Origin of the sequence: Paenibacillus sp. FSL K6-1122, assembly GCF_037977015.1 — a bacterium.
Classification (GTDB): Bacteria; Bacillota; Bacilli; order Paenibacillales; family Paenibacillaceae; genus Paenibacillus; species Paenibacillus amylolyticus.
In genome coordinates this window covers 5608946-5630878 of record NZ_CP150272.1, presented here as the reverse complement: position 1 = coordinate 5630878, position 21933 = coordinate 5608946, and the positions used below count along the sequence as shown (strand labels likewise).

14 protein-coding genes and 2 tRNA genes are annotated in these 21933 nt (G+C 46.2%); 12 read left to right on the top strand and 4 right to left on the bottom strand.

The window, feature by feature from the left end:
• Position 1: 1 nt before the first annotated feature.
• Positions 2 to 1846, bottom strand: a complete 1845-nt coding sequence (gene asnB, locus NSQ20_RS25230; protein ID WP_036673522.1) for an asparagine synthase (glutamine-hydrolyzing) — start codon at positions 1844 to 1846, stop codon at positions 2 to 4.
• Between the two features lie 192 nt (positions 1847 to 2038).
• On the opposite strand from asnB, the gene NSQ20_RS25225 reads away from it, so the two are divergent.
• Together NSQ20_RS25225 and NSQ20_RS25220 are read left to right on the top strand one after the other, a co-directional pair.
• Positions 2039 to 2338: a hypothetical protein gene (locus tag NSQ20_RS25225; RefSeq protein ID WP_017692581.1), complete on the top strand. Its 300-nt coding sequence runs from the start codon at positions 2039 to 2041 to the stop codon at positions 2336 to 2338.
• A 31-nt stretch (positions 2339 to 2369) separates the two neighbouring features.
• Positions 2370 to 2726 (top strand): hypothetical protein, encoded by a 357-nt coding sequence (locus NSQ20_RS25220; protein ID WP_036605881.1) that lies wholly within the window; start codon positions 2370 to 2372, stop codon positions 2724 to 2726.
• Between the two features lie 177 nt (positions 2727 to 2903).
• On the opposite strand, the gene NSQ20_RS25215 is transcribed toward NSQ20_RS25220, so the two are convergent.
• A complete protein-coding gene (locus tag NSQ20_RS25215; protein ID WP_017692583.1) occupies positions 2904 to 3197 on the bottom strand; it encodes a DUF4870 domain-containing protein in 294 nt (97 codons plus the stop codon).
• A 480-nt stretch (positions 3198 to 3677) separates the two neighbouring features.
• Between NSQ20_RS25215 and NSQ20_RS25210 the strand changes: the two genes are divergently transcribed.
• The 3 genes from NSQ20_RS25210 (at position 3678) to NSQ20_RS25200 (ending at position 9076) form a co-directional block, all read left to right on the top strand.
• Positions 3678 to 3751, top strand: a tRNA-Arg gene (locus NSQ20_RS25210).
• 200 nt (positions 3752 to 3951) lie between these two features.
• On the top strand, positions 3952 to 4722 hold the full coding sequence (locus NSQ20_RS25205; protein ID WP_340031095.1) for a methyltransferase domain-containing protein: 771 nt from the start codon (positions 3952 to 3954) through the stop codon (positions 4720 to 4722).
• Positions 4723 to 5116: 394 nt separating this feature from the next.
• Complete coding sequence (locus tag NSQ20_RS25200) at positions 5117 to 9076, top strand: S8 family serine peptidase (protein WP_340031094.1); 3960 nt, start codon at positions 5117 to 5119, stop codon at positions 9074 to 9076.
• Positions 9077 to 9203: 127 nt separating this feature from the next.
• Here the strand turns inward: NSQ20_RS25200 and NSQ20_RS25195 are convergent, their stop codons facing one another.
• Together NSQ20_RS25195 and NSQ20_RS25190 are read right to left on the bottom strand one after the other, a co-directional pair.
• Positions 9204 to 10433: an MFS transporter gene (locus NSQ20_RS25195; RefSeq protein WP_340031093.1), complete on the bottom strand. Its 1230-nt coding sequence runs from the start codon at positions 10431 to 10433 to the stop codon at positions 9204 to 9206.
• A gap of 899 nt (positions 10434 to 11332) precedes the next feature.
• A tRNA-Arg gene (locus tag NSQ20_RS25190) sits at positions 11333 to 11406 on the bottom strand.
• Between the two features lie 327 nt (positions 11407 to 11733).
• Here NSQ20_RS25190 and NSQ20_RS25185 point away from each other — a divergent pair.
• The 7 genes from NSQ20_RS25185 to lon all read left to right on the top strand — a co-directional run bounded on the left by NSQ20_RS25185 (position 11734) and on the right by lon (position 21857).
• On the top strand, positions 11734 to 12576 hold the full coding sequence (locus tag NSQ20_RS25185) for a hypothetical protein (RefSeq protein ID WP_340033060.1): 843 nt from the start codon (positions 11734 to 11736) through the stop codon (positions 12574 to 12576).
• A 138-nt stretch (positions 12577 to 12714) separates the two neighbouring features.
• Positions 12715 to 14055 (top strand): trigger factor, encoded by a 1341-nt coding sequence (tig, locus tag NSQ20_RS25180; protein WP_340031092.1) that lies wholly within the window; start codon positions 12715 to 12717, stop codon positions 14053 to 14055.
• A gap of 379 nt (positions 14056 to 14434) precedes the next feature.
• The gene (gene clpP / locus NSQ20_RS25175) at positions 14435 to 15025 is read left to right on the top strand and encodes an ATP-dependent Clp endopeptidase proteolytic subunit ClpP (RefSeq protein ID WP_036605886.1); all 591 of its coding nucleotides are present in this window, start codon (positions 14435 to 14437) and stop codon (positions 15023 to 15025) included.
• A gap of 12 nt (positions 15026 to 15037) precedes the next feature.
• Entirely contained in the window at positions 15038 to 16291 is a 1254-nt protein-coding gene (gene clpX / locus NSQ20_RS25170; RefSeq protein WP_036605887.1) for an ATP-dependent protease ATP-binding subunit ClpX, read from the top strand.
• A 120-nt stretch (positions 16292 to 16411) separates the two neighbouring features.
• Positions 16412 to 17509 (top strand): flavodoxin-dependent (E)-4-hydroxy-3-methylbut-2-enyl-diphosphate synthase, encoded by a 1098-nt coding sequence (ispG, locus tag NSQ20_RS25165; protein WP_017692591.1) that lies wholly within the window; start codon positions 16412 to 16414, stop codon positions 17507 to 17509.
• Positions 17510 to 17676: 167 nt separating this feature from the next.
• The gene (gene lonB / locus NSQ20_RS25160; protein WP_340031091.1) at positions 17677 to 19431 is read left to right on the top strand and encodes an ATP-dependent protease LonB; all 1755 of its coding nucleotides are present in this window, start codon (positions 17677 to 17679) and stop codon (positions 19429 to 19431) included.
• Between the two features lie 86 nt (positions 19432 to 19517).
• Positions 19518 to 21857, top strand: coding sequence for an endopeptidase La (lon, locus tag NSQ20_RS25155; protein ID WP_036605889.1), 2340 nt, complete (start codon positions 19518 to 19520; stop codon positions 21855 to 21857).
• Positions 21858 to 21933: the final 76 nt, after the last annotated feature.

Genomic DNA, 21933 nt, shown 5'->3' with positions numbered 1-21933 from the left:
CTTAACGAATAGCGACTTTATATGTCCGCAACCAGGTATTGATCTGAGTCAGATATGCAAATAACTGGGGACCCGACATTAACTGTCCGAACCAGGGAAGATTGGAAGCTGCATCTGGTGAAGACGCAAGATTCCGGATCTGAGTTTTGTCGATCAAAGGCAAAATCGGCGAAGTGGGATCATCCAGGATATCAAGTACCTGCTGTTTGACCGCGGCCAGATATTGCGGATTATGTGTTTTCGGATACGGACTCTTTTTGCGATATAACACATCGTCAGGCAGGACACCTTCGAGTGCTTTACGCAGAATACCTTTTTCCCGTCCGCCCGTTATTTTCATTTCCCAAGGGATGTTAAACACATACTGGATCAGACGATGGTCACAGTAAGGTACCCGCACTTCCAGTCCTGCCCCCATGCTCATCCGGTCTTTGCGATCCAGAAGTGTAGGCATGAAACGTGTAATATTCAGGTAGGACATCACCCGCATTTGTGCAGCTTTACCTGTTTCCCCATCCAACAGAGGCACTTCAGCCACTGCATCCGAATAGCGGTCTGCCAAATAATCGAGTGGCCGAATCCATTCCCGAATATCCGGGGATAACAACGCTGCTCGCATATCAGGTGCTACAGACCACGGAAACGTACCGGAGTTCAGCATATCTTCTCGATGGAACCAGGGGTAACCGCCAAACACTTCATCCGCTGCTTCGCCTGAAATGGCAACGGTGGCCCCTTTTTTGATTTCTTTACAGAACAAATAGAGCGAGGAGTCTACATCTGCCATACCTGGCAGATCCCTGACTAACATGGCCTGTGTCAGTGCATGAATCAGTTCTCCGTTCTCAATCTCAATCCAGTGATGGTCGGTCTTGAGTTCATCCACCATTCGCTTAATCCAGGGTCCATCTGCACCCGGCTGAAAGGAATGCGCCTGGAAATGCTTGGCGTTATCCACATAATCGACAGAATACGTACTGATTTGGCCTTGCCCGGTTCGCTTGTAATAATCAACGGCTAATGCAGACAAGGCGCTGGAGTCCAGTCCTCCTGATAAAAGAGAGCATACTGGAACATCCGAAGCCAACTGGCGCTCCAGTGTATCTTGCAAGAGAGAGCGTACCTCTGCTGCCGTCTCTTCCAGGTTATGTTCGTGGTTCTGGCTTTCCAGTTTCCAGTAGGCATAGGTTCGGATACCGTTTCGGTTATAGATCAGCGCGTGCGCAGGCTTGAGTTCGCTTAGTGAAGAGTATACGCCGTGTCCTGGTGTCCGTGCAGGCCCTACGATAAATACTTCGGCCAATCCTTCCGGGCCAACAGCGGCTTCCACATCAGGGTGAATAAGCAGAGCTTTGGGCTCTGAACCAAATACGAGAGTGTCTTTGTTATTACTGTAGAACAGAGGTTTCACGCCAAGGCGATCTCGTGCGATAAAAACCTGTTCGCGTCCCCCATCCCATATGGCAAAAGCAAAAATACCGTTAAACCGGTCAACACATGCCGGTCCCCACTCAATATAAGAGGCGAGCAACACTTCCGTATCACATTGCGTCCGGAACTGATGCCCCCGCTGGAGCAATTCCTTTTTCAACTCGGGTGCATTGTATAGTTCTCCGTTATACACGACGGTATAGGAGGTATCTCCCTGTAACGCATGCATGGGCTGTGCGCCGTTCTCGGGGTCCATTACACTAAGACGCCGATGTCCAAAGGCACAAGGATTGGAGATCCATGTACCTGAAGCGTCGGGCCCCCGGTTCGACAAGCTATCCGTCATACGGACCAGCAGCTCTGATTCCTGGGTCAAATCCCGATTCCACTGTATGAAGCCGGTAATACCGCACATGGTTTGTTCATCCTTTCTTGGTCGAGTCATTCATCCGTATGGCTGCTTAGTTACTGGCAACCAGCAAATGTTGTCTTTTCGTCAGAGGTCGTAACAAATATATGCCGAAAGCAGGCATAAAATGTCTGTCCTCTTCGGAAACTAGTTCTAGGGACAACGGCCTCAACATGCCTGTGAAGGAGAGAACATGCAATGGACAGTATGAAGTATTATGTGTCTGTCATGGGCCGCTCCGTTATTCCGGATCCGTCGGTAACATCATATGAATGGATCATTCAGGCAACGCCGCAGGAAGCGGAGCAATTACTGGGACTGCTGAGCCTCATGCAGGAAAAGGAGGAAGAGGCCTTTCCTGGCATGGTATTCCCATGGCCAGATACACCGGAGGAGTCCGTAAACCGAGCTTATGAAACGGTATTACAACAGGTGTATCGAGAGATTTACCGATTGGGCACACCAGAGACACGATACCAGATTGAACAAAGTACATGATAAGCACAAAGGAAAAGGAGCGCGATGACGAATGTATGCCATTCAAGATGCCAAAATACGCAGATTAACCGAGGTGGATGGATTGTCTTGTGCAGAGGTTGAAGTGCAGCCTGGAAATGCCGGAGATCCGTCGTTACTTGTATACGTGGCTTCAACACAGCCCGGAAATTCGCTGGAAGTTGTTCGGATTGTACGCAATCACTCCGATTCGGCGATCGACTGGTATAACAATAATATGCATACTGCGTTTGAAGAGGCGACAGATACCGCATTTGAGAACAGCGAAGGTATGACAGTAGAAGAAGATAAAGCTCGGTTTCAAAGTGAGTTGTTTTCCTTTGGTTTGCTTGGTCCAACACTTCAGCGTTATCTGATCGGGCAGGCTTAACAGGTAACGCTCCAGCAACACATGTGGCGATAGTGGGATAGAGTTCGATGTTGAGCTATATGTAGATGTGACCTGTTGCTGTTGCTGGTTGCTCTGACTGTATCTGTAACTGGAAAAACCCGCCGTTGTTGAACGGCGGGTTTTGTTATGCGATGGTCAGATCAGGTGGAGATGTGATCAAGCATACTCGCGCAACACTTGAATCCCTTTAACCACATTGTACACAAAGCTTAATCCGTAAATCACAAAGAATAGAATGACAAACCCAACGGCGGAACCCAGACTATGCGCAGTCACGAAGAAATAAAATAACGGAATGGCAGCGAGAAAGGGGAATACATGTGAGAATAAGGCGCGTTTTGCATGTCCCTCAATGTAATCATCCTTGGCAACAATCCATATAATGATCGGAAACAGGAACGGGGCAAAGAAAATACTGAAATAGGATAGGGCTGATAAAAGCTGTCTCATGACGATTCTCTCCTTCAATGGATCATTGAAATGTATGTATGCAAAAGATTACCCAGCAATTCTGACATTGAAAATGTCTGATGTTAATCTTACTCTAAATGTCCCAATCTCCTCAATATAACCTGGTTCAAGCTATCATATTCTCAAAGGGACTGGAGTATGAGAATAATACCGAAAAGTACATTTATCGCCTTTGATTACGAATGATGCCTAGTGGCATCATCAACATCGAATATGGAATTCAGCCGAAATAAGCGGATGCTTACGAAGGTTGTTTCCTTTGGAAACAATGTAGTTGCTCACGTAGTTTGCCTACGCTCCGCTACTCCATTTCTAGCTTCATTCCATCTTCTCGGTACTGAAAACCGGACTTTTTGAACCCGCATTTAAGTATAATTATTAATTTTTTTATAAAACTATTGAAAAATATAGAAATCAGAGTATAATAAGAACCGCGCCGAAAATTTATTATACATATTTGTCTCAGTAGCTCAGCTGGATAGAGCAACGCCCTTCTAAGGCGTCGGTCGGGGGTTCGAATCCCTCCTGGGACGTAAAAAAAGAAGAAGCTTCCTTCGGGAAGCTTCTTCTTTTTCGTTCAAGGGAAGAGAACCCCCAATGGTTCGTCGGAGCATCCGCTTCGTTAGCGCTTTTATTGGTTATACCTATAAACAATATAGAATTTATATATTTAAATAATAAACAATTCTGTGCCACAATGAGGATATCAATAACGAAAGCGACGGTGGTATCCATGAAATCATTAAATCAATGGCAAGCAGATGAGTATGACAACAAACTGGTTTTTGTGTCCGGATACGGCAAAAATCTGATCTCTTGGCTTCAACCCCAAAAAGGGGAATACATTCTTGATCTGGGTTGCGGGACGGGGGATTTGACGCATGAAATTTCTCTGACTGGAGCTGAAGTTATTGGCATGGATGCATCGACGGACATGATTCGCCGTGCGAGGAAGAAATTCCCTGAACTTGAGTTCGTGGAAGGAGACGGTCATCAGTTTGAGACGAATAGACTGTATGATGCCGTCTTCTCCAATGCAGCCCTGCACTGGATGCGAAGCCCGCGATTAGTGGTGGATAGTATATGGAAATCTTTGAAGCCCGGAGGGCGTTTTGTCGCAGAGTTCGGTGGTAAAGGGAACGTGCAGACCATTGTGAATGCATTAGAGCAGGTTATGGAGCGAAACACGGGCATTCGTGCATCGGAACGCAACCCTTGGTACTTTCCTTCGATCGGAGAATATAGCCATATTTTAGAGCAACGTGGATTTGTGGTGCGACAGGCCTATCACTACGACCGTCCTACGAGACTAGCAGATGGTGAGCAGGGTATAGTAGGCTGGTTGGCTCATTTTGGAGGGGACTATTTTGAGAGTCTCAGTCATGAAGAGATACAACAAATATGCCATGAAACCAGTCAGATCGTGATGTCTCACCTTTGGAAAGATGATGCGATGTATGCCGATTACAAGCGCCTGCGTATTGAAGCCGTGAAGCCAGAATAAAGTAAAATTTCGCGATATGTAGCAATTTTATCGATGTTAAACGAATTCCGGTATTCTTTGTATACTAACCACGCTTCCCCTATACACCAAGAGCCTCTTTCGGATAAAGAGGCTCTTGGTCTTTTTTTTGATGTATTATTTTAAAAATGAAATATTCAAACGACAAATAATTACAAATGGATATTTTTATCATACTCAAGACCCATATAAGTAATTTCTATATCATATTTGTAAGTATTTAGAAGGAAAATGTGGTATTTTGATAGAATAATTTACCAAGGGTCAATCTTCTTGCAGATAGGCGGTGAAATTGGAGGCGTATTGCAGTACGCACAAACACAGCAGGAACCCATCATTTGGTGACGTATTCACATTTAAAAGGAGGGGCAAAGCCTTGAGTAAACGATTGATATCCACGTTATTAAGTGTTCTGATGGTCTTTTCCATTATTCTCCCCGCGGCTGGAGCCGCTCCCGCAGATTCAGTTATTCAGCTTGACAACTTACCCAGTACAGCCGAAGCCAAACAATGGAGAGAGATTCTTGCAGGACGGGAAGCAAAAATTGCCGCAGATCCATTTTTGGATAAAAGCTTGGAAGGTCTGGGTGGAGAGAACACCCGAGTGATCGTTGAGCTTTCCAATAAACCTGTTGCAGTAGCGCAAGGTGAATCAACCCTCTCCGGAAAATCTTTTACCTCCTCTATGGAAACAAAGGCTGTGACTCAAGTTGAGCAACAACAACAGTCATTTGTACATAGCCTCACTCAGAAGAAAATCAAACATGAAGTATTGGAAGAATATGCATATGCCCTGAATGGTGTAGCGATTGAGCTTAAAGGAAACCAAGTGGGACAATTGCTTCAAATACCTGGCGTGGTCAGCGTATATCCAGACCTTGAAGTTACAATAGCGCCCGAGACAGATGAAGTGAACCCGTACATGAAAGACACAGCTCCTTTTATTGGTGCACCTGAAGTATGGGATCTGGGTTACAAAGGAAATGGCATTAAAGTCGGCGTCATTGATACTGGGATTGACTATGAACATCCTAATTTGCAGGAAGCTTACAAAGGCGGATGGGACTTTGTTGGAAACGACAATGATCCGTATGAAACAACATATCAAGAATGGAAAGGATCGGGCGAGCCTGAGCTTAACGAGCTTGGAAGCCCCTATTACACATCTCACGGTACACACGTAGCGGGTACCGTTGCTGCTCGCGAAGCAGGGGACTACGGTATTGTTGGTGTGGCTCCTGAAGCAGATATCTATGCTTACCGTGTACTTGGACCGTATGGTAGTGGTCAAACCTCATGGGTACTCGGCGGAATTGATCGTTCTGTTCAAGATGGCATGGACGTAATCAATCTCTCGTTAGGTAACGCCGCCAACGACCCGAGTTATATCACTTCGGTTGCCCTGAACAATGCGATGTTGTCTGGTGTGACAGCGGTTGTAGCAAGTGGTAACAGTGGACCTAACCGTTATACACTCGGTTCTCCGGGTGCGTCTGCAATGGCCATTACGGTAGGTAACTCTACAGGACCTAGCCAGCTGATTACAGCCGATACTCACTTCTGGATTGGTGAGGAAGGCGAAGAGGCACAACCTGAACAACAACCGGTGCCAGAGGTTGAACAATCTCCTGAACTGGGTACGGCACCTGGAACAGAAGCACCAGAAGTTTCAGAGCAAGGTGTACCTGCAACTGCTGATGAGGAAAGTGCAGCGGCTGTGGAGGACACAGTTTCTAACGAAGCTGAAGATCTGAATGTAGAAGAAGCTACAACAGAAGAAAATACTCCATCTGCATCACCTTCTGCACCCGTTGAAGCTTCTCCTGAAGCTGCTCCTGTGGAAAAAGAGTCTGTAATTGCTCCGACTGAAGCTCCACTGGCTATTACAGAGTCGGTTTACCGTCTGGATCTGATGGGATGGAGCCTGTCGGCAGACCCTGAAACTGTTTTGACAGGGAAATATGAGCTGGAATTTGCAGCACTGGGTAAGCCAACTGATTTTGAAGGTAAGGATTTTACAGGTAAAGTGGCATTAATACAGCGTGGTGAAATCGCATTTGTAGAGAAAATCGCCAATGCTAAAGCGGCCGGAGCCGTGGCTGTTATTGTATATAACAACATTCCTGGCCCAATTGGTGTAAGTCTGGGCGATAACTTTGAACTCATTCCAACACTGAGCATGTCCAAGGAAGATGGAGATGTGATCAAGGTTGAGCTGGACGCAGGCCAAGCCGTTGAAGTGAGCTTTAGTGATTTTGAACGTTCCCAAACTCCGGGCGATGAAATGAGTTCATCCAGTTCACGTGGACCTGCAAAGGTAACACTGGACATCAAACCGGATATTGTTGCACCAGGTACAAGCATTTTGTCTACAATTCCTGCCTACGGCAAGGATGAGCCAGACGCAGATTACGCACAAGCTTATGATCGTAAATCAGGTACAAGTATGGCTACACCTCATGTAGCAGGTTTGATTGCGTTGCTGATCGAGAAACATCCGGAATGGACACCATTTGATATCAAAGTTGCACTGATGAACAATAGTAAGGTGCTGGATACAACCAAGTTTGATGTATTTGATCAAGGTGCTGGCCGTATTCAGGCTGTAAATACCATTGATCCTGCTGCTTTTGTCAAAGTGCTTGATGTAACTCAATACACAGAAAGTGGCTCTGTTGTTGAAAAGGAGAATATCACCGGAAGTATCAACTACGGTAATTTCCTGAGCACAGATGAAAAGACGATTACCAAAACAATTAAAGTTGAAGCGCTGAATGGTAGTGGCGGGGATTACACCGTAAATGTGAATCCAACTCGTAATGTCGCTGGTGTATCCGTTGCCGTAGACAAGAATTTCTTTACATTGAATGGTGAGGAAGAACTTGCAGTGACAATCACCGTTCCGCGTGGGGTTACTGCGACTACAGAAGCACAAGGATACATCGAGTTCTCGAATGGAACCAATACTTTTACTGTGCCATATGTTGCTCATTTCAACGTTACGTTGAGTGGAGTTAAGTATATTGAAACCGTAAAAGGCACTGAAAAAAATCCATTCCACTATCCATTGAAGGCTGATGGTACATTGGATACGTTGAATGTTGCGATGGAATTCTATAATCCGATGACATTTGCCCTGATTGAGATCTATGATGGTCTTAATCCGGAAGGTGGATATTATCAAGATGGTTATATCGGCTCCATCTTTGGTAACTATTTTAACTTCAATGCCAATGCAAGATACAATCTTGCTTGGGACGGCTCATATGCAGATTACACAACCGATGATGTGACTGAGATTCCGGATGGTTTATATACGGTAGACATCACTACGATTGGTACGGACGGCAAAACCTATAAGGAAGACACTTCGCCATTTTTGGTGAAAAAGACAGCTCCGGCTGTAACTGCACCAGAAGCGTTGGAGTTCAAAGAGGATGAGTCTGTTGTCCTCAATGGTAGCGTGGAAGACTTGTACTTCCGTGTAGCTCCTGCGCTTGCCAGCGGATGGGACATCACGTTTGATCCGGCAGCTTCCCTGGAAGCAACGTATGTTGTGAAAAAAGAGGATGGTTCGGTTTATAAAGAAGGAGTCTTTGAAGTACAAGCTGATGGTACCTTCAGCCTTCCTTTGGAGGGAATTGTAGCGGGTGAGTATGCTGTTGAACTTACCGTAAAAGACCAACAGGGGCTTTCGGGCACAACCACTACGGCACTGAAATTGGAAGCCGTGGAGACCGAACCTGAAACTCCGGCAACCAAGGCCCCAGGTACGCCTGTATTGTCTCACAATAACTGGGTAGGCAACGGCCTGCCAGAGGGCGCGTATATCGTTACAATGAACCTGTGGTGGGGCGAGAACGCAACTAGCTACAAGTTATATGAGGACGGGGTTTTGGTTGATACACAAAAGTTGACTTACAACGCGCCTTGGGCGCAGTTTGCTCAGACGAAGATCACGGGCAAAGCCAACGGCACATATACGTATGTGGCCGAGTTGACCAACGACAAGGGAACAACGCGGAGTCAGACGTTGACTGTTCAGGTTACCAATGCAACGCCAGGCAAAGCGGTTCTCTCTCAAGATAACTGGGATGGCGATGGCCATTATAAGGTGACCATGAACCTGTGGTGGGGGACCAACGCTACAGAGTATCGTCTCTATGAAAATGATAAGTTGATCGATACGCAAGAACTCCGTTCGGCTACACCTTATGCGCAAAGTGCTGTGACTACACTGTCCGGGAAAGCATCGGGCACGTATACGTATCGGGCAGAGTTAATTAACGCAGCCGGAGTTACCAGCACAGACACGATTAAGGTAAAAGTGAAGTAAGTTCATTCCTCATAGAAATTAATTAAAATGGATTCAATTAATGAAGGAATTGTTCTATGCATAAACGGCCTCCATCCTGATTTGCAGGATGGGGGCCGTTTTGTTTTTTTATAAATGAATTATATGATTAACCGATCATCCTATTTTTGCTGGCTTGAATCCCTGCGATTAACAAAGCGATGGCCAGAATGACCTGTATTAGCAACGGCAGGGACCATCCTTTTGTCCAGTCATGAAGCATACCGAACAGTAGAGGTCCAACTGCGGCCAGCATATATCCGAAGGATTGGGCCATCCCGGACAGGCTCGCAGCTTGTCTGGCATCTTTTGTGCGAAGGACGAAGAACATCGTTACCATGCCAAATGAAGCTCCAGCGCCTATTCCTGCCAACGTGACACCAATGGTAACGAGCGAAGCGATGCCACTTAACAATAAAGCATACCCGACAATTAAAGAAGAGCACGTTATCGCGGTTAGAACACGCTGATCTCGCGTTCGGCCGGCGAGGATTGGAACGATAAAGGTAGCTGGTACACTAACCATCTGCATCAGGGAGAGCATCCACCCTGCTGAGGTGGGGCTGAATCCTTGCTCAGCGAGAATCTCGGGAAGCCAGGTAATCGTTGTATAGAATATTAGAGATTGAAGACCCATAAATAAAGTAATGAACCAGGCCAGGGAAGAGGTCCGTAGACGTACAGGTGTCCCTTCACTCTGTGTGGCTATGAATAACATTCGCTGACGTCCTGCGGCGATCTGGGGGAGCCACAAGAGAAGCGCCAATATGGACAACAAGGCCCACATGCCTAACGAAGCACGCCAACCCATAGATGTGGCTCCTGCTACGGGCACACTCACACCTGAGGCGATGGCGCCAAATATATTCATGGATACAGAGTATAATCCGGTGACGATACCTACCCGCAATGGGAAATCACGTTTGATCAAACTTGGCAAAAGCACGTTGCTTAATGCAATGCCGCACCCCAAAATTGCGGTTCCTGCATATAAGGAGAGAACGGAAGGCAACAAGCGTAATGCCACCCCAATGGTTACGATCATAACAGCCAATAGCAGAGCAGATTCGAGTCCTAACCGCTTGGCAAGTCGTGGTGCAAAAGGAGAGACTGCTGCAAAGGCGAGCAAAGGAAGTGAGGTCAGAAGCCCGACCATTGTATGGCCGATACCTGTATCTGAGCGGATCATCTCCACAACGGGACCCGTTGCAGTGATCGGTGACCTCATGGTAGCGGCGATGACGATAATGCCTGCTAATAACAGGCCGAATCTTTTGGATGTCGAAGAATGTTCTTCCTCGGTATGGATAGATGAGTGTTGCTGTATTGAAGATGACATTGATAAAATCTCCTGTTTCCTAAGAAGTTAATATGTATGGATTGTTACATTACCCACTGGGTAAGCATAACATTCTATGTCAATATTGAGCAATGAAATGAAAAAACACCCAATCGACAATGGGTGCCTTGACTCCCCTGTGAACTCTAACGAATCCACGAGGTCTTATAATGGGTAAAACCGCTATTTTCAGATTCTAACGAACCTCAGCGACGTTAATCAGGCTACGAAGTGCGAATAAGTGAGTTAATACCCCAGAATGGTGAAATAAGTTCTCTAAGATTCGTTAGAATTCCACAATGCTGAATTTGGAGCAAATAAAGTGTCCTATGTTCGTTAGAACATCGATACTTCAACGTGTTGCTTATAGAGTGATCAAATGCGGGCGCTCCAATACAGCGACATAGAGCATGTAACGAAGCGAATGCTCCGACAAACCGTTGGGGTTCTCATCCCCAGAACACAAAAAAAGCTTCCCGAAGGAAGCTTCTTTTAATACGTCCCAGGAGGGATACTCTCCTTGCAGTCGAGACTGCGAAGTGGTGCTAACGAAGCGAATGCTCCGACGAACCATTGGGGTTCTCATCCCCTGAACGCAAAAAAAGCTTCCCGAAGGAAGCCTCTTTCTAATACGTCCCAGGAGGGATACTCTCCTTGCAGTCGAGACTGCGAAGTGGTGCTAACGAAGCGAATGCTCCGACGAACCGTTGGGGTTCTCATCCCTAGAACGCAAAAAAAGCTTCCCGAAGGAAGCCTCTTTCTAATACGTCCCAGGAGGGATACTCTCCTTGCAGTCGAGACTGCGAAGTGGTGCTAACGAACCCAATGCTCCGACGAACCTTTGGGTTTCTCATCCCCTGAACGCAAAAAAAGCTTCCCGAAGGAAGCTTCTTTTTATACGTCCCAGGAGGGATTCGAACCCCCGACCGACGCCTTAGAAGGGCGTTGCTCTATCCAGCTGAGCTACTGAGACATGAATTTTTTCAAGCAAAATTGATTTTATCATATGCATACAGGAATATCAAGCATTTTATTTCAAACTATTTTTCGTATATGATATTTGGCGGCAGTAACGTTTTTTTCATTATATTTAAGGTTATGTTAGAATATCAGGAGAACTCAGAAAATAGATCAACAATCGTTTTAATATATACATCTATTTATGTTGATTCCGACTGGAGATTCAGGATATAGAGGAGGTGCTCCCATTAAGGAATCCACGACCCCGGAAACCGAGCATAACAACAATATTGTGCTGTTTCCTAAGACGCTGGACTATTACCAGATTCAATTGACAGTTATGCTTGAAAATGAACGGTATGGTGAAGCGATGAAATTGCTTCACTTTTTGCTGCAATGTCAGGGACAGGAAGAGCGCCACTATGATGAATGGCGGGCTCTGCTCGAATGGCTTCAGGCTGCGTTTCCTCAATATGAAGAAACCTCGCCTGCCGTTCTTGAAGAACGAGAAGAGGAAGAAGAGATTAGTGAGGAAGACATGGCACGGCAGCATGCCCGAATGAAGCTTGAACAGGATGATGGTTATGCTGATAAGATGCTTCGCACAGTAATGGAAGAGCCGCTGTCTGAACAGACGATGCTGGCTTTGGAGCAGCTGGCCTATCTTGATCTACCGAAGATTGACGAGGCACTTACCAGTTGGTTAAAAGATAAGTCGCTTCACCCTCTGCTTCAATTTCGGGTGTTGCAAACCTTGCGTCGACGAGGTGTTCGAGGTATGATCCTGTTTACGAGAGGCGAAGAGCAGGTTGAAGTCGAGATCGACACCGTGCCTCTTAGACCAGAGGAATTCCCGCTCCAAATCGTTCAGATTCTGGAACGAGTGGCAGATCAGACGGAGGTTCATGAACCTACGCTCTTTTATTTTGCCCAGGAACTGTGGATACAATATGTCATGGCAGTGTATGGAACCCGTGATTATGTATCGATGCTGGAAGAAAATGATTCCATGACAGATATATGGGCAGCAGCTCTACATATGACCGTTGCAGACAGTCTAGGTGGTTCGCATGATGAGGAAAATACCCGCTCAATGTATGCTGTGACAGGCGCGATGCGCTTTCGACTGGAGCAGGCTTATCGTTCTATGAAACAGTTTGTATCTGCCGGTTTGGATGGTTAATCGAGGCCGGAAACGTTTTCCTTAAACTGTATCAAGGGATTCCCCTTGAAAAAGAATCTAATCTTGTTTATACTAAAATGGTTATTTTGTACGTGATTGCCTACGTGAACATGTGAATTTTGGAGGGGAAAGTATACAATGAAAGCAACTTGGGAAAAGATAGAGAAGAACCTTGGGGTTCTTGAGGTTGAAGTGGATGCAGATCGTGTAACTGCAGCACTCGACAAAGCTTTTAATAAAGTGGTTAAACAAGCAAACGTACCTGGATTCCGTAAAGGTAAAGTACCACGTTCCATTTTCGAAGCACGTTTTGGTGTAGAGAGCCTTTATCAAGAAGCAATCGACATTTTGCTTCCTGAAGCTTATACAGAAGCAATCGACCAAACGGATATCTTCCCGGTTGATCGTCCTGACGTAGATGTTGAACAATTTGCTAAAGGACAAACATTCAAGTTCAAAGCAAAAGTAACTGTGAAACCTGAAGTTACTCTTGGTGAGTACAAAGGAATCGAAGTTGCTGTAGCAAAAGGTGAAGTAACTGAAGCAGAAGTGACTGAAGAACTTGAGCGTCTTCAACAACGTCACGCTGAACTCGTTGTAATCGACGAAGGTTCCGCTGCTAACGGCGACGTTGCAGTAATCGACTTCGACGGTTCCGTTGATGGTGTACCTTTCGAAGGTGGACAAGCTGAGCGTTATTCCCTGGAACTGGGTTCCAACACATTCATTCCTGGATTTGAAGAGCAAGTTGTGGGTCTGTCCACAGGTGACTTCAAAGACGTAGAAGTGACTTTCCCAGAGAGCTACCATGCAGCAGAACTTGCTGGCAAACAAGCGGTATTCAAAGTGAAAATTCACGAAATCAAACGCAAACAACTTCCTGCATTGGATGATGAGTTTGCTAAAGATGTTAGCGAATTCGACACACTTGAAGAGTACAAAGCTGACCTGAAAACACAATTGGAATCCCGCAAAGCTGACGAAACCAAAGCTGCACAAGAAAATGCAGTTGTAGAAAAAGTGGCTGAAAACGCTGAAGTGGACATTCCTGCTGCAATGGTTGAGAGCGAAGTACAAAACATGATGCGTGATTTCGACAACCGTCTGCGTAACCAAGGTATGAACCTTGAAATGTTCCTGAGCTTCTCTGGCCAGACTCAAGCTGACCTGAGAGGGCAAATGCAAGAAGATGCTTCCAAACGTGTTCGCAACAACCTGGTGCTTGAAGCTGTAGGTAAAGCGGAAAACATTGAAGTATCTGACGAAGAAGTGAATCAAGAACTCGAGAAAATGGCTGAATCTTACAAGCGTCCTGCTGATGAGATCCGTGGCATCCTCGAAGGTAATGGTTCCTTGGACAGCCTTCGCGATGAAGTTAAACTGCGTAAAACGATTGACGTTCTCCTTGAGAACAGCACAGTTGTTGAACCGGTTGAAGCTCCAGCTGAAGAAGTTGTTGCAGAAGCTGACGAAAAATAAGACAAGCTGTTATCAACTTGTCAGTTGAATAAACGATAAGGCACGTGAATTATTGCGTGCCTTATTTTTAAATTATGACATCCATTTTATAGAAAATGAAGTAATTATATGGATGAACACTAATTTTATTGATCCGCGTACACTTTTTACATACCTATGTACTTCATGCAAATAAAAAACGGCAAGACGGCATAGGATGGCTTCAATTTGCACATACATAGAAAACATGGTTAAATATGATCAGGCTAAAAAAGTAAACAAATTGATGTCTCACCCCTCTTGTGAAAAATGACATTGTCACAGGAAAGTGTTAGAATGAATTTGGGTTTGCTTTACAGGTGGCCTATGTCTAATTACATGTAGAAAAGAGGTTGGTCTCATGAGTCTGGTGCCAATGGTTATAGAACAAACCAATCGAGGCGAGCGGTCTTACGATATATATTCACGTTTGCTGAAAGATCGCATTATCTTTCTAACCAGTGCGATTGATGACGATGTAGCCAATCTTGTCATAGCACAGCTTTTGTTTTTGGCAGCCGACGATCCTGAGAAGGATATCAGCTTGTACATTAACTCACCTGGTGGTTCTGTCACCGCAGGGATGGGTATATACGATACGATGCAATTTATCAAGCCGGATGTATCTACCATTTGCGTAGGGATGGCAGCAAGCATGGGCTCGTTATTGCTGACAGCCGGTGCACCTGGCAAGAGATATGCGCTGACAAATAGCGAAGTAATGATTCATCAGCCGCTTGGCGGCATTCAAGGACAGGCTGCGGATATTAAGATACACGCAGAATGGATTATTAAAACACGTCAGAAACTGAATCAAATATACGTCGATCGTACGGGTCAGCCTCTTGAGAAAATTGAGCGGGATACCGACCGTGACTTCTTCATGAGCGCTGAAGAAGCTAAGACGTACGGCATTATTGACCAGGTGCTCAGTAGACCGATCAATTCCTAAAGGGGTGGTTTCATGTTTAAATTTAACGATGAGAAAGGGCAGTTGAAATGCTCTTTTTGCGGTAAATCTCAGGAGCAGGTACGCAAGTTGGTCGCTGGACCAGGCGTGTACATCTGTGATGAATGTATCGAACTTTGCACCGAAATCGTTGAGGAAGAACTTGGTCATGATGAAGAAGTAGACCTGAAAGATATTCCGAAACCAAAAGAAATTCGTAATATTCTGGATCAATATGTTATTGGGCAGGAACAAGCGAAAAAATCATTGTCTGTTGCGGTGTATAATCACTACAAACGGATCAACACACAAAGCAAAATTGAAGACGTTGAATTGTCAAAGAGTAACATTTTGCTGTTAGGGCCAACAGGTTCTGGTAAAACGTTGCTTGCGCAAACGATGGCAAAAATTTTGAATGTTCCTTTTGCTATTGCGGATGCTACGTCATTAACAGAAGCGGGTTATGTGGGTGAGGATGTAGAGAACATCCTGCTCAAACTGATTCAAGCTGCTGATTATGATGTGGAAAAAGCAGAGCGTGGCATTATTTATATCGATGAGATTGATAAAGTAGCGCGTAAATCCGAAAACCCATCCATTACTCGTGATGTATCGGGCGAAGGTGTGCAACAGGCTCTCTTGAAAATTCTTGAAGGAACTGTGGCTTCTGTACCACCACAAGGTGGTCGTAAACACCCTCATCAAGAATTCATTCAGATCGATACAACAAACATCCTGTTCATTTGCGGCGGTGCCTTTGATGGTCTGGAGCAAATGATCAAACGCCGGATCGGTAAAAAAGTCATTGGCTTTAATACCGTTTCTGAGCAAAAAGATCTGAAACCAGGTGAATACCTGGGTATGGTATTGCCGGAAGATTTGCTGAAATTTGGTCTGATTCCGGAATTTGTAGGCCGTCTGCCAGTCATCTCCACTTTGGAGCCGCTGGATGAAGATACGCTGGTACGGATTCTTTCCGAACCAAAAAACGCGCTTACCAAACAGTACCAAAAACTGCTTGAGCTGGATAATGTGAATCTGGTCTTTGAACCAGCTGCATTGCTTGCGATTGCAAAAGAAGCAATTAAACGTAACACAGGTGCACGTGGATTGCGTGCCATCATTGAAGGTATCATGCTGGAAATCATGTATGAAGTGCCTTCACGTGAAGATGTTACGAACTGTGTCATTACCGAAGAAGTTGTTGAGAAAAGAGTCGTGCCTGAACTAAGCCAATCGAAGGACGATAAGCAGGAAGAGAGCGCCTGATATAGGCCTCAATCCCGTTGAACTCTGAAATATAGACTTGTCAGTTCTCCACTTTGGCAGAAGGCGAATTCTTGTCTCTGTCAGGGTGGAGCTTTGACGTTGTGGGGAGAGAAATCACTCATGTATTTAAGACAGGATACACGTCCCGTGAAAGTGGGAAACGTAACGATCGGTGGCAGTAACGAAGTCATTATCCAAAGTATGTGTACAACCAAAACGGCAGACGTTGAAGCAACGGTTGCAGAGATTCTGCGACTGGAAGAAGCGGGCTGTCAAGTGGTACGTGTAACGGTGAATAATGAGGAAGCTGCCGCAGCCATCAAGGAAATCAAAAAACGCATTAATATACCGCTCGTAGCGGACATTCATTTCAACTATAAGCTGGCTTTACTTGCGATTGAGAACGGCATCGATAAAGTTCGGATTAATCCAGGTAACATCGGTAAACGTGCCAAAGTGGAAGAAGTGGTTAAGGCTTGTAAAGACCGCGGCATTCCGATTCGGATTGGAGTAAATGCGGGTTCTTTGGAAAACCATCTCCTTGAGAAGTATGGGTATCCTACGGCAGATGCTATGGTAGAAAGTGCATTGTATCACATTGGTATTTTGGAAGAGCTTGATTTCCATGATATCATCGTGTCTCTCAAAGCATCAGATGTGCCGATGGCAATTGAGGCGTATACCAAAGCAGCTCAAATCATTCCGTATCCGTTGCATCTCGGGATTACCGAAGCAGGTACACTGTTCTCCGGTACAATCAAAAGCTCCGCAGGTATGGGAGCTCTATTGTCCATGGGTATTGGTTCAACGATGCGGATCTCACTGAGTGCGGACCCGGTAGAAGAAATTAAGGTCGCTCGTGATCTGCTCAAAACATTTGGACTTATTACAAATGCAGCCACATTGATCTCCTGCCCAACGTGTGGACGTTTGGACATCGACCTGTTCTCCATTGCCAACGAAGTGGAAGAGTATATCTCCAAACTGAAGGTGCCGATTAAAGTATCGGTGTTGGGTTGTGCGGTTAATGGTCCAGGTGAGGCCAAAGAAGCGGATATCGGAATTGCCGGTGCTCGTGGAGAAGGTCTCTTGTTCCGTCATGGTAAGATGATTCGTAAAGTGCCTGAAGAAATCATGGTTGAGGAATTAAAAAAAGAGATCGACAAAATCGTCGAAGCCTACGAAGAGACAGGTGTTATTCCTGGTCGTTCGCACTGATTGATTCATATCTTGTTACAGCAAAAGCTCGCCAGCGATGGCGGGCTTTTTATTTTCTCGCATACAAATTCCGCATCGCCCGTTTACGTCGCGTTGAAAAGGCTATACTACCAAGTATTAGCATGATCTCATATGAGAATAGCGACAAAATAGGAGGATGTGAAGACATGGAATTTGGTATGGTCATCATGTTGATTCAGTTATTTTTTGGAGTGGTGATTGGTTTGTATTTCTGGAACCTGCTGCGTGGTCAGAAAACAAACCGCAGTGCCGTTGAGCGTGAATCTCGCAAGGAACTGGAGAAGCTGCGCAAGCTGCGTTCGATCTCACTCACCAAGCCGTTGTCGGAGAAGACGCGTCCAGCTACCATTAACGATATTGTTGGGCAAAAAGACGGGCTGCGTGCCCTTAAAGCTGCTTTGTGCAGTGCTAATCCGCAACATGTTATCATTTATGGCCCTCCCGGAGTCGGGAAGACAGCCGCGGCAAGGGTCGTTTTGGAAGAGGCTAAGAAGAATCCAACATCGCCTTTCAAGCCAGACGCGAAATTCACGGAGTTGGATGCAACAACAGCTCGTTTTGATGAGCGTGGTATTGCGGACCCCTTAATTGGTTCGGTCCACGATCCGATATATCAGGGAGCAGGAGCCATGGGCGTTGCAGGTATTCCCCAACCGAAACCGGGCGCTGTCACGAAAGCGCATGGGGGAATGCTTTTTATTGATGAGATTGGTGAATTGCATTCGATTCAGATGAATAAGCTGTTGAAAGTGTTGGAGGATCGCAAGGTGTTTTTGGAGAGTGCGTACTATAACTCGGAAGACACGCATACTCCTGCTTATATCCACGATATTTTTCAAAATGGCCTGCCGGCCGATTTCCGCCTTGTTGGAGCAACGACACGTTCGCCTCATGAACTGCCACCAGCTCTGCGTTCCCGCTGCATGGAAGTTTATTTCCGTCCTTTGTTGCCTGAGGAGATTGGGCGAATTGCAGAGGATGCTGTTCAGAAAATAGGGTTCAGTCCATGTCCGGATGCCGTTGATGTGGTCAAGCGATATGCAACCAATGGACGTGAAGCGGTCAATATCATCCAGCTGGCTGCTGGACTTGCGCTGACAGAGAAGCGTGAGACGCTTCAGGCATCTGATGTGGAGTGGGTGGCGGGTAGCAGTCAGATTCAGCCACGGCCTGACCGGAAGGTCCCTTCAGAGCCACAGGTGGGTTTTGTTAACGGCTTGGCGGTATATGGACCGAATATGGGAACCATTTTGGAGATCGAAGTATCTGCTGTTCCGGCTCTTAAAGATCAAGGCCGAATAAACATTACAGGCGTTGTGGATGAAGAAGAGATTGGAGGCGGTTCGCGTACACTCCGGCGAAAAAGTATGGCCAAAGGCTCGGTTGAAAATGTGTTAACCGTATTAAAAGCCATGGGTATTCGTCCGAATGATTACGATTTACACGTGAATTTCCCAGGTGGGACACCTATTGATGGTCCATCCGCCGGGATTGCCATGGCGACTGCCATTACATCAGCCATTCAGAGGCGTCCTGTGGATCATGAGACAGCGATGACTGGCGAGATCAGTATTCATGGTCGGGTTAAGCCTATCGGTGGCGTGCTAGCCAAGGTGGAGGCTGCCTTTCAGGCTGGAGCGAAGACCGTTATTATTCCCGCGGAGAACTGGCAGTCCATTTTTGAGAATCTGGATGGCTTGCGCGTTATCCCGGTAGATACGGTACAGGACGTATTCCGTGAAGTGTTCGCCTGGGTTCCGGAATCACAACAAATGGAACAAACGAAGCTTGCAGAGGAGACAGTTGCACCTGCACCGGAGATTTTTCCACCGGCATCCGCTTCCTATTTGCGTGCGGACGTGCCTCGTCCAGGACAGGTTACAGATTCGGGAAGCTGCTAAGCGCTTCCCTTCATTGGTTTTTTATGTGAACATTTGATAGAATAATGAATGACTACAACCTGAGAGCCATTGGAGGTGCGAAAGCGATGGGACCGAGCAAAGCGAAAGGTCGTCGTTTTCCTTTACTGCCTTTAAGAGGACTTCTCGTCTACCCGAGTATGGTACTGCATCTCGATGTGGGCCGGGAGAAATCGGTCAAGGCTTTAGAAAAAGCGATGGTAGAAGAACATCTGATTCTCCTATGTTCCCAAGCCGAAGTAAATATTGAAGAACCAACACAAGAGGACATTTTCAGAATCGGAACCGTGGCCAAGGTCAGACAGATGCTGAAGCTTCCGAACGGTACGATTCGTGTACTCGTTGAAGGCTTGGAACGGGCTGAAATTATTGAATATACGGACAACGAGGAATATTATGAAGTACTGGCTAAAGAGCTGCCTGAAGAGGAGAATACCCATCCGGAGACGGATGCCTTGATGCGTACTGTTCTGAACCAGTTCGAGAATTATATTAATCTGTCCAAAAAAGTCACACCAGAGACACTCGCAGCGGTGTCTGACATCGAAGAACCAGGGCGTCTGGCCGATGTTATCACGAGTCACCTGTCCTTGAAGATCAAGGATAAACAGGAAATTCTGGAGACCATCGACGTTCGGGAACGTCTGGAGAAATTACTGGATATCCTGAACAATGAGCGCGAAGTGCTGGAGCTTGAACGCAAGATCAGCCAACGTGTGAAGAAACAGATGGAGAAAACGCAGAAGGAATATTATTTGCGCGAGCAGATGAAAGCGATCCAGAAAGAACTGGGTGAAAAAGAAGGCCGTGCGGGTGAGGTCGAGGAACTTCGCACTCAGATGGAAGAACTCGGCTTGCCGGACAAGGTGAAAGAAAAGGTCGAGAAAGAAATTGATCGACTGGAGAAAATGCCTGCAAGTTCAGCCGAGGGCGGAGTTATTCGCAACTACGTGGATTGGCTGCTTGGCCTTCCTTGGAGTCAGATGACAGCGGATGATCTGGATATCCAAAAAGCCGAAGATGTGCTCAATGCAGATCATTACGGACTGGAAAAGCCCAAAGAACGTGTACTTGAATATCTGGCTGTCCAGAAGCTCGTCAAGAAGCTCAAAGGACCAATTCTCTGTCTGGTTGGACCTCCAGGGGTCGGTAAAACATCACTTGCTCGTTCGATCGCGAGATCGCTAGGTCGGGAGTTTGTAAGAATATCTCTTGGCGGCGTGCGGGATGAAGCTGAGATTCGTGGTCACCGACGCACCTATGTCGGCGCTATGCCTGGACGTATCATCCAGGGGATGAAAACGGCAGGGTCACTTAATCCGGTATTCCTGCTGGACGAGATTGATAAGATGGCTTCAGATTTCCGCGGAGATCCTTCTGCAGCGTTACTTGAGGTACTTGATCCGGAACAAAATAATACGTTTAGTGATCATTTTGTAGAATTGCCGTTTGACTTATCCAACGTTATGTTTATAACAACTGCCAACACGGTACACAATATTCCGCGTCCATTGCTGGATCGGATGGAAATGCTCAACATCCCTGGTTATACGGAACTGGAGAAGCAACAAATTGCGAAAAACTATTTGTTGCCCAAACAGAAGCAGGACCATGGTTTGGAAGAAGAGCAATTGGAAATCCCGGATGACGCGTTGTTGCGTGTAATTCGTGAATATACACGGGAGTCAGGTGTGCGTAATCTGGAACAGCAGATGGCTTCGTTGTGCCGGAAAGCTGCCAAGAACATCGTATCTGGTGTGGAAGGTCAGATTAACATCTCATCCGATGAGATCAAAGACTACCTTGGACCTGGCAAGTTCCGTTATGGTATGGCCGAACTGGAAGATCAGATTGGTACCGTAACGGGTCTGGCGTGGACTGAAGTGGGTGGAGATACCCTTATCATTGAAGTGACTGTTGTGCCTGGAACAGGTAAATTGACTCTCACAGGTAAACTGGGGGATGTCATGAAGGAATCGGCACAAGCCGCATTCAGTTACACCCGTTCCAAAGCTACACAGCTTGGAATTTCGCCTGACTTCCATGAGAAGAACGATATCCATATCCACGTTCCGGAAGGAGCGATTCCGAAGGATGGTCCATCTGCCGGGATTACGATGGCAACAGCGTTAATCTCAGCCTTGACGAACAAACATGTGTCCAAGGATATCGCGATGACTGGTGAAATAACACTGCGTGGACGTGTGTTGCCGATTGGTGGTCTGAAAGAGAAATCACTGGCAGCCCATCGTGCCGGCTATAAAAAAATATTATTGCCTAAGGATAACGAACGGGACCTGCGTGACATTCCAGACAGCATCAAGGAAGATGTGGAGTTTGTCCCTGTAGCCCATATGGATCAGGTATTGCAGCATGCACTTGTTGAGCAGACAGGAATTCACCTGTAATCCATGTATCCGAAAGGTTCGTATGAAGAGTAGACCGTTCTGCGGAGGCTTCGGCGTCCGCTGGAACGGTTTTTTT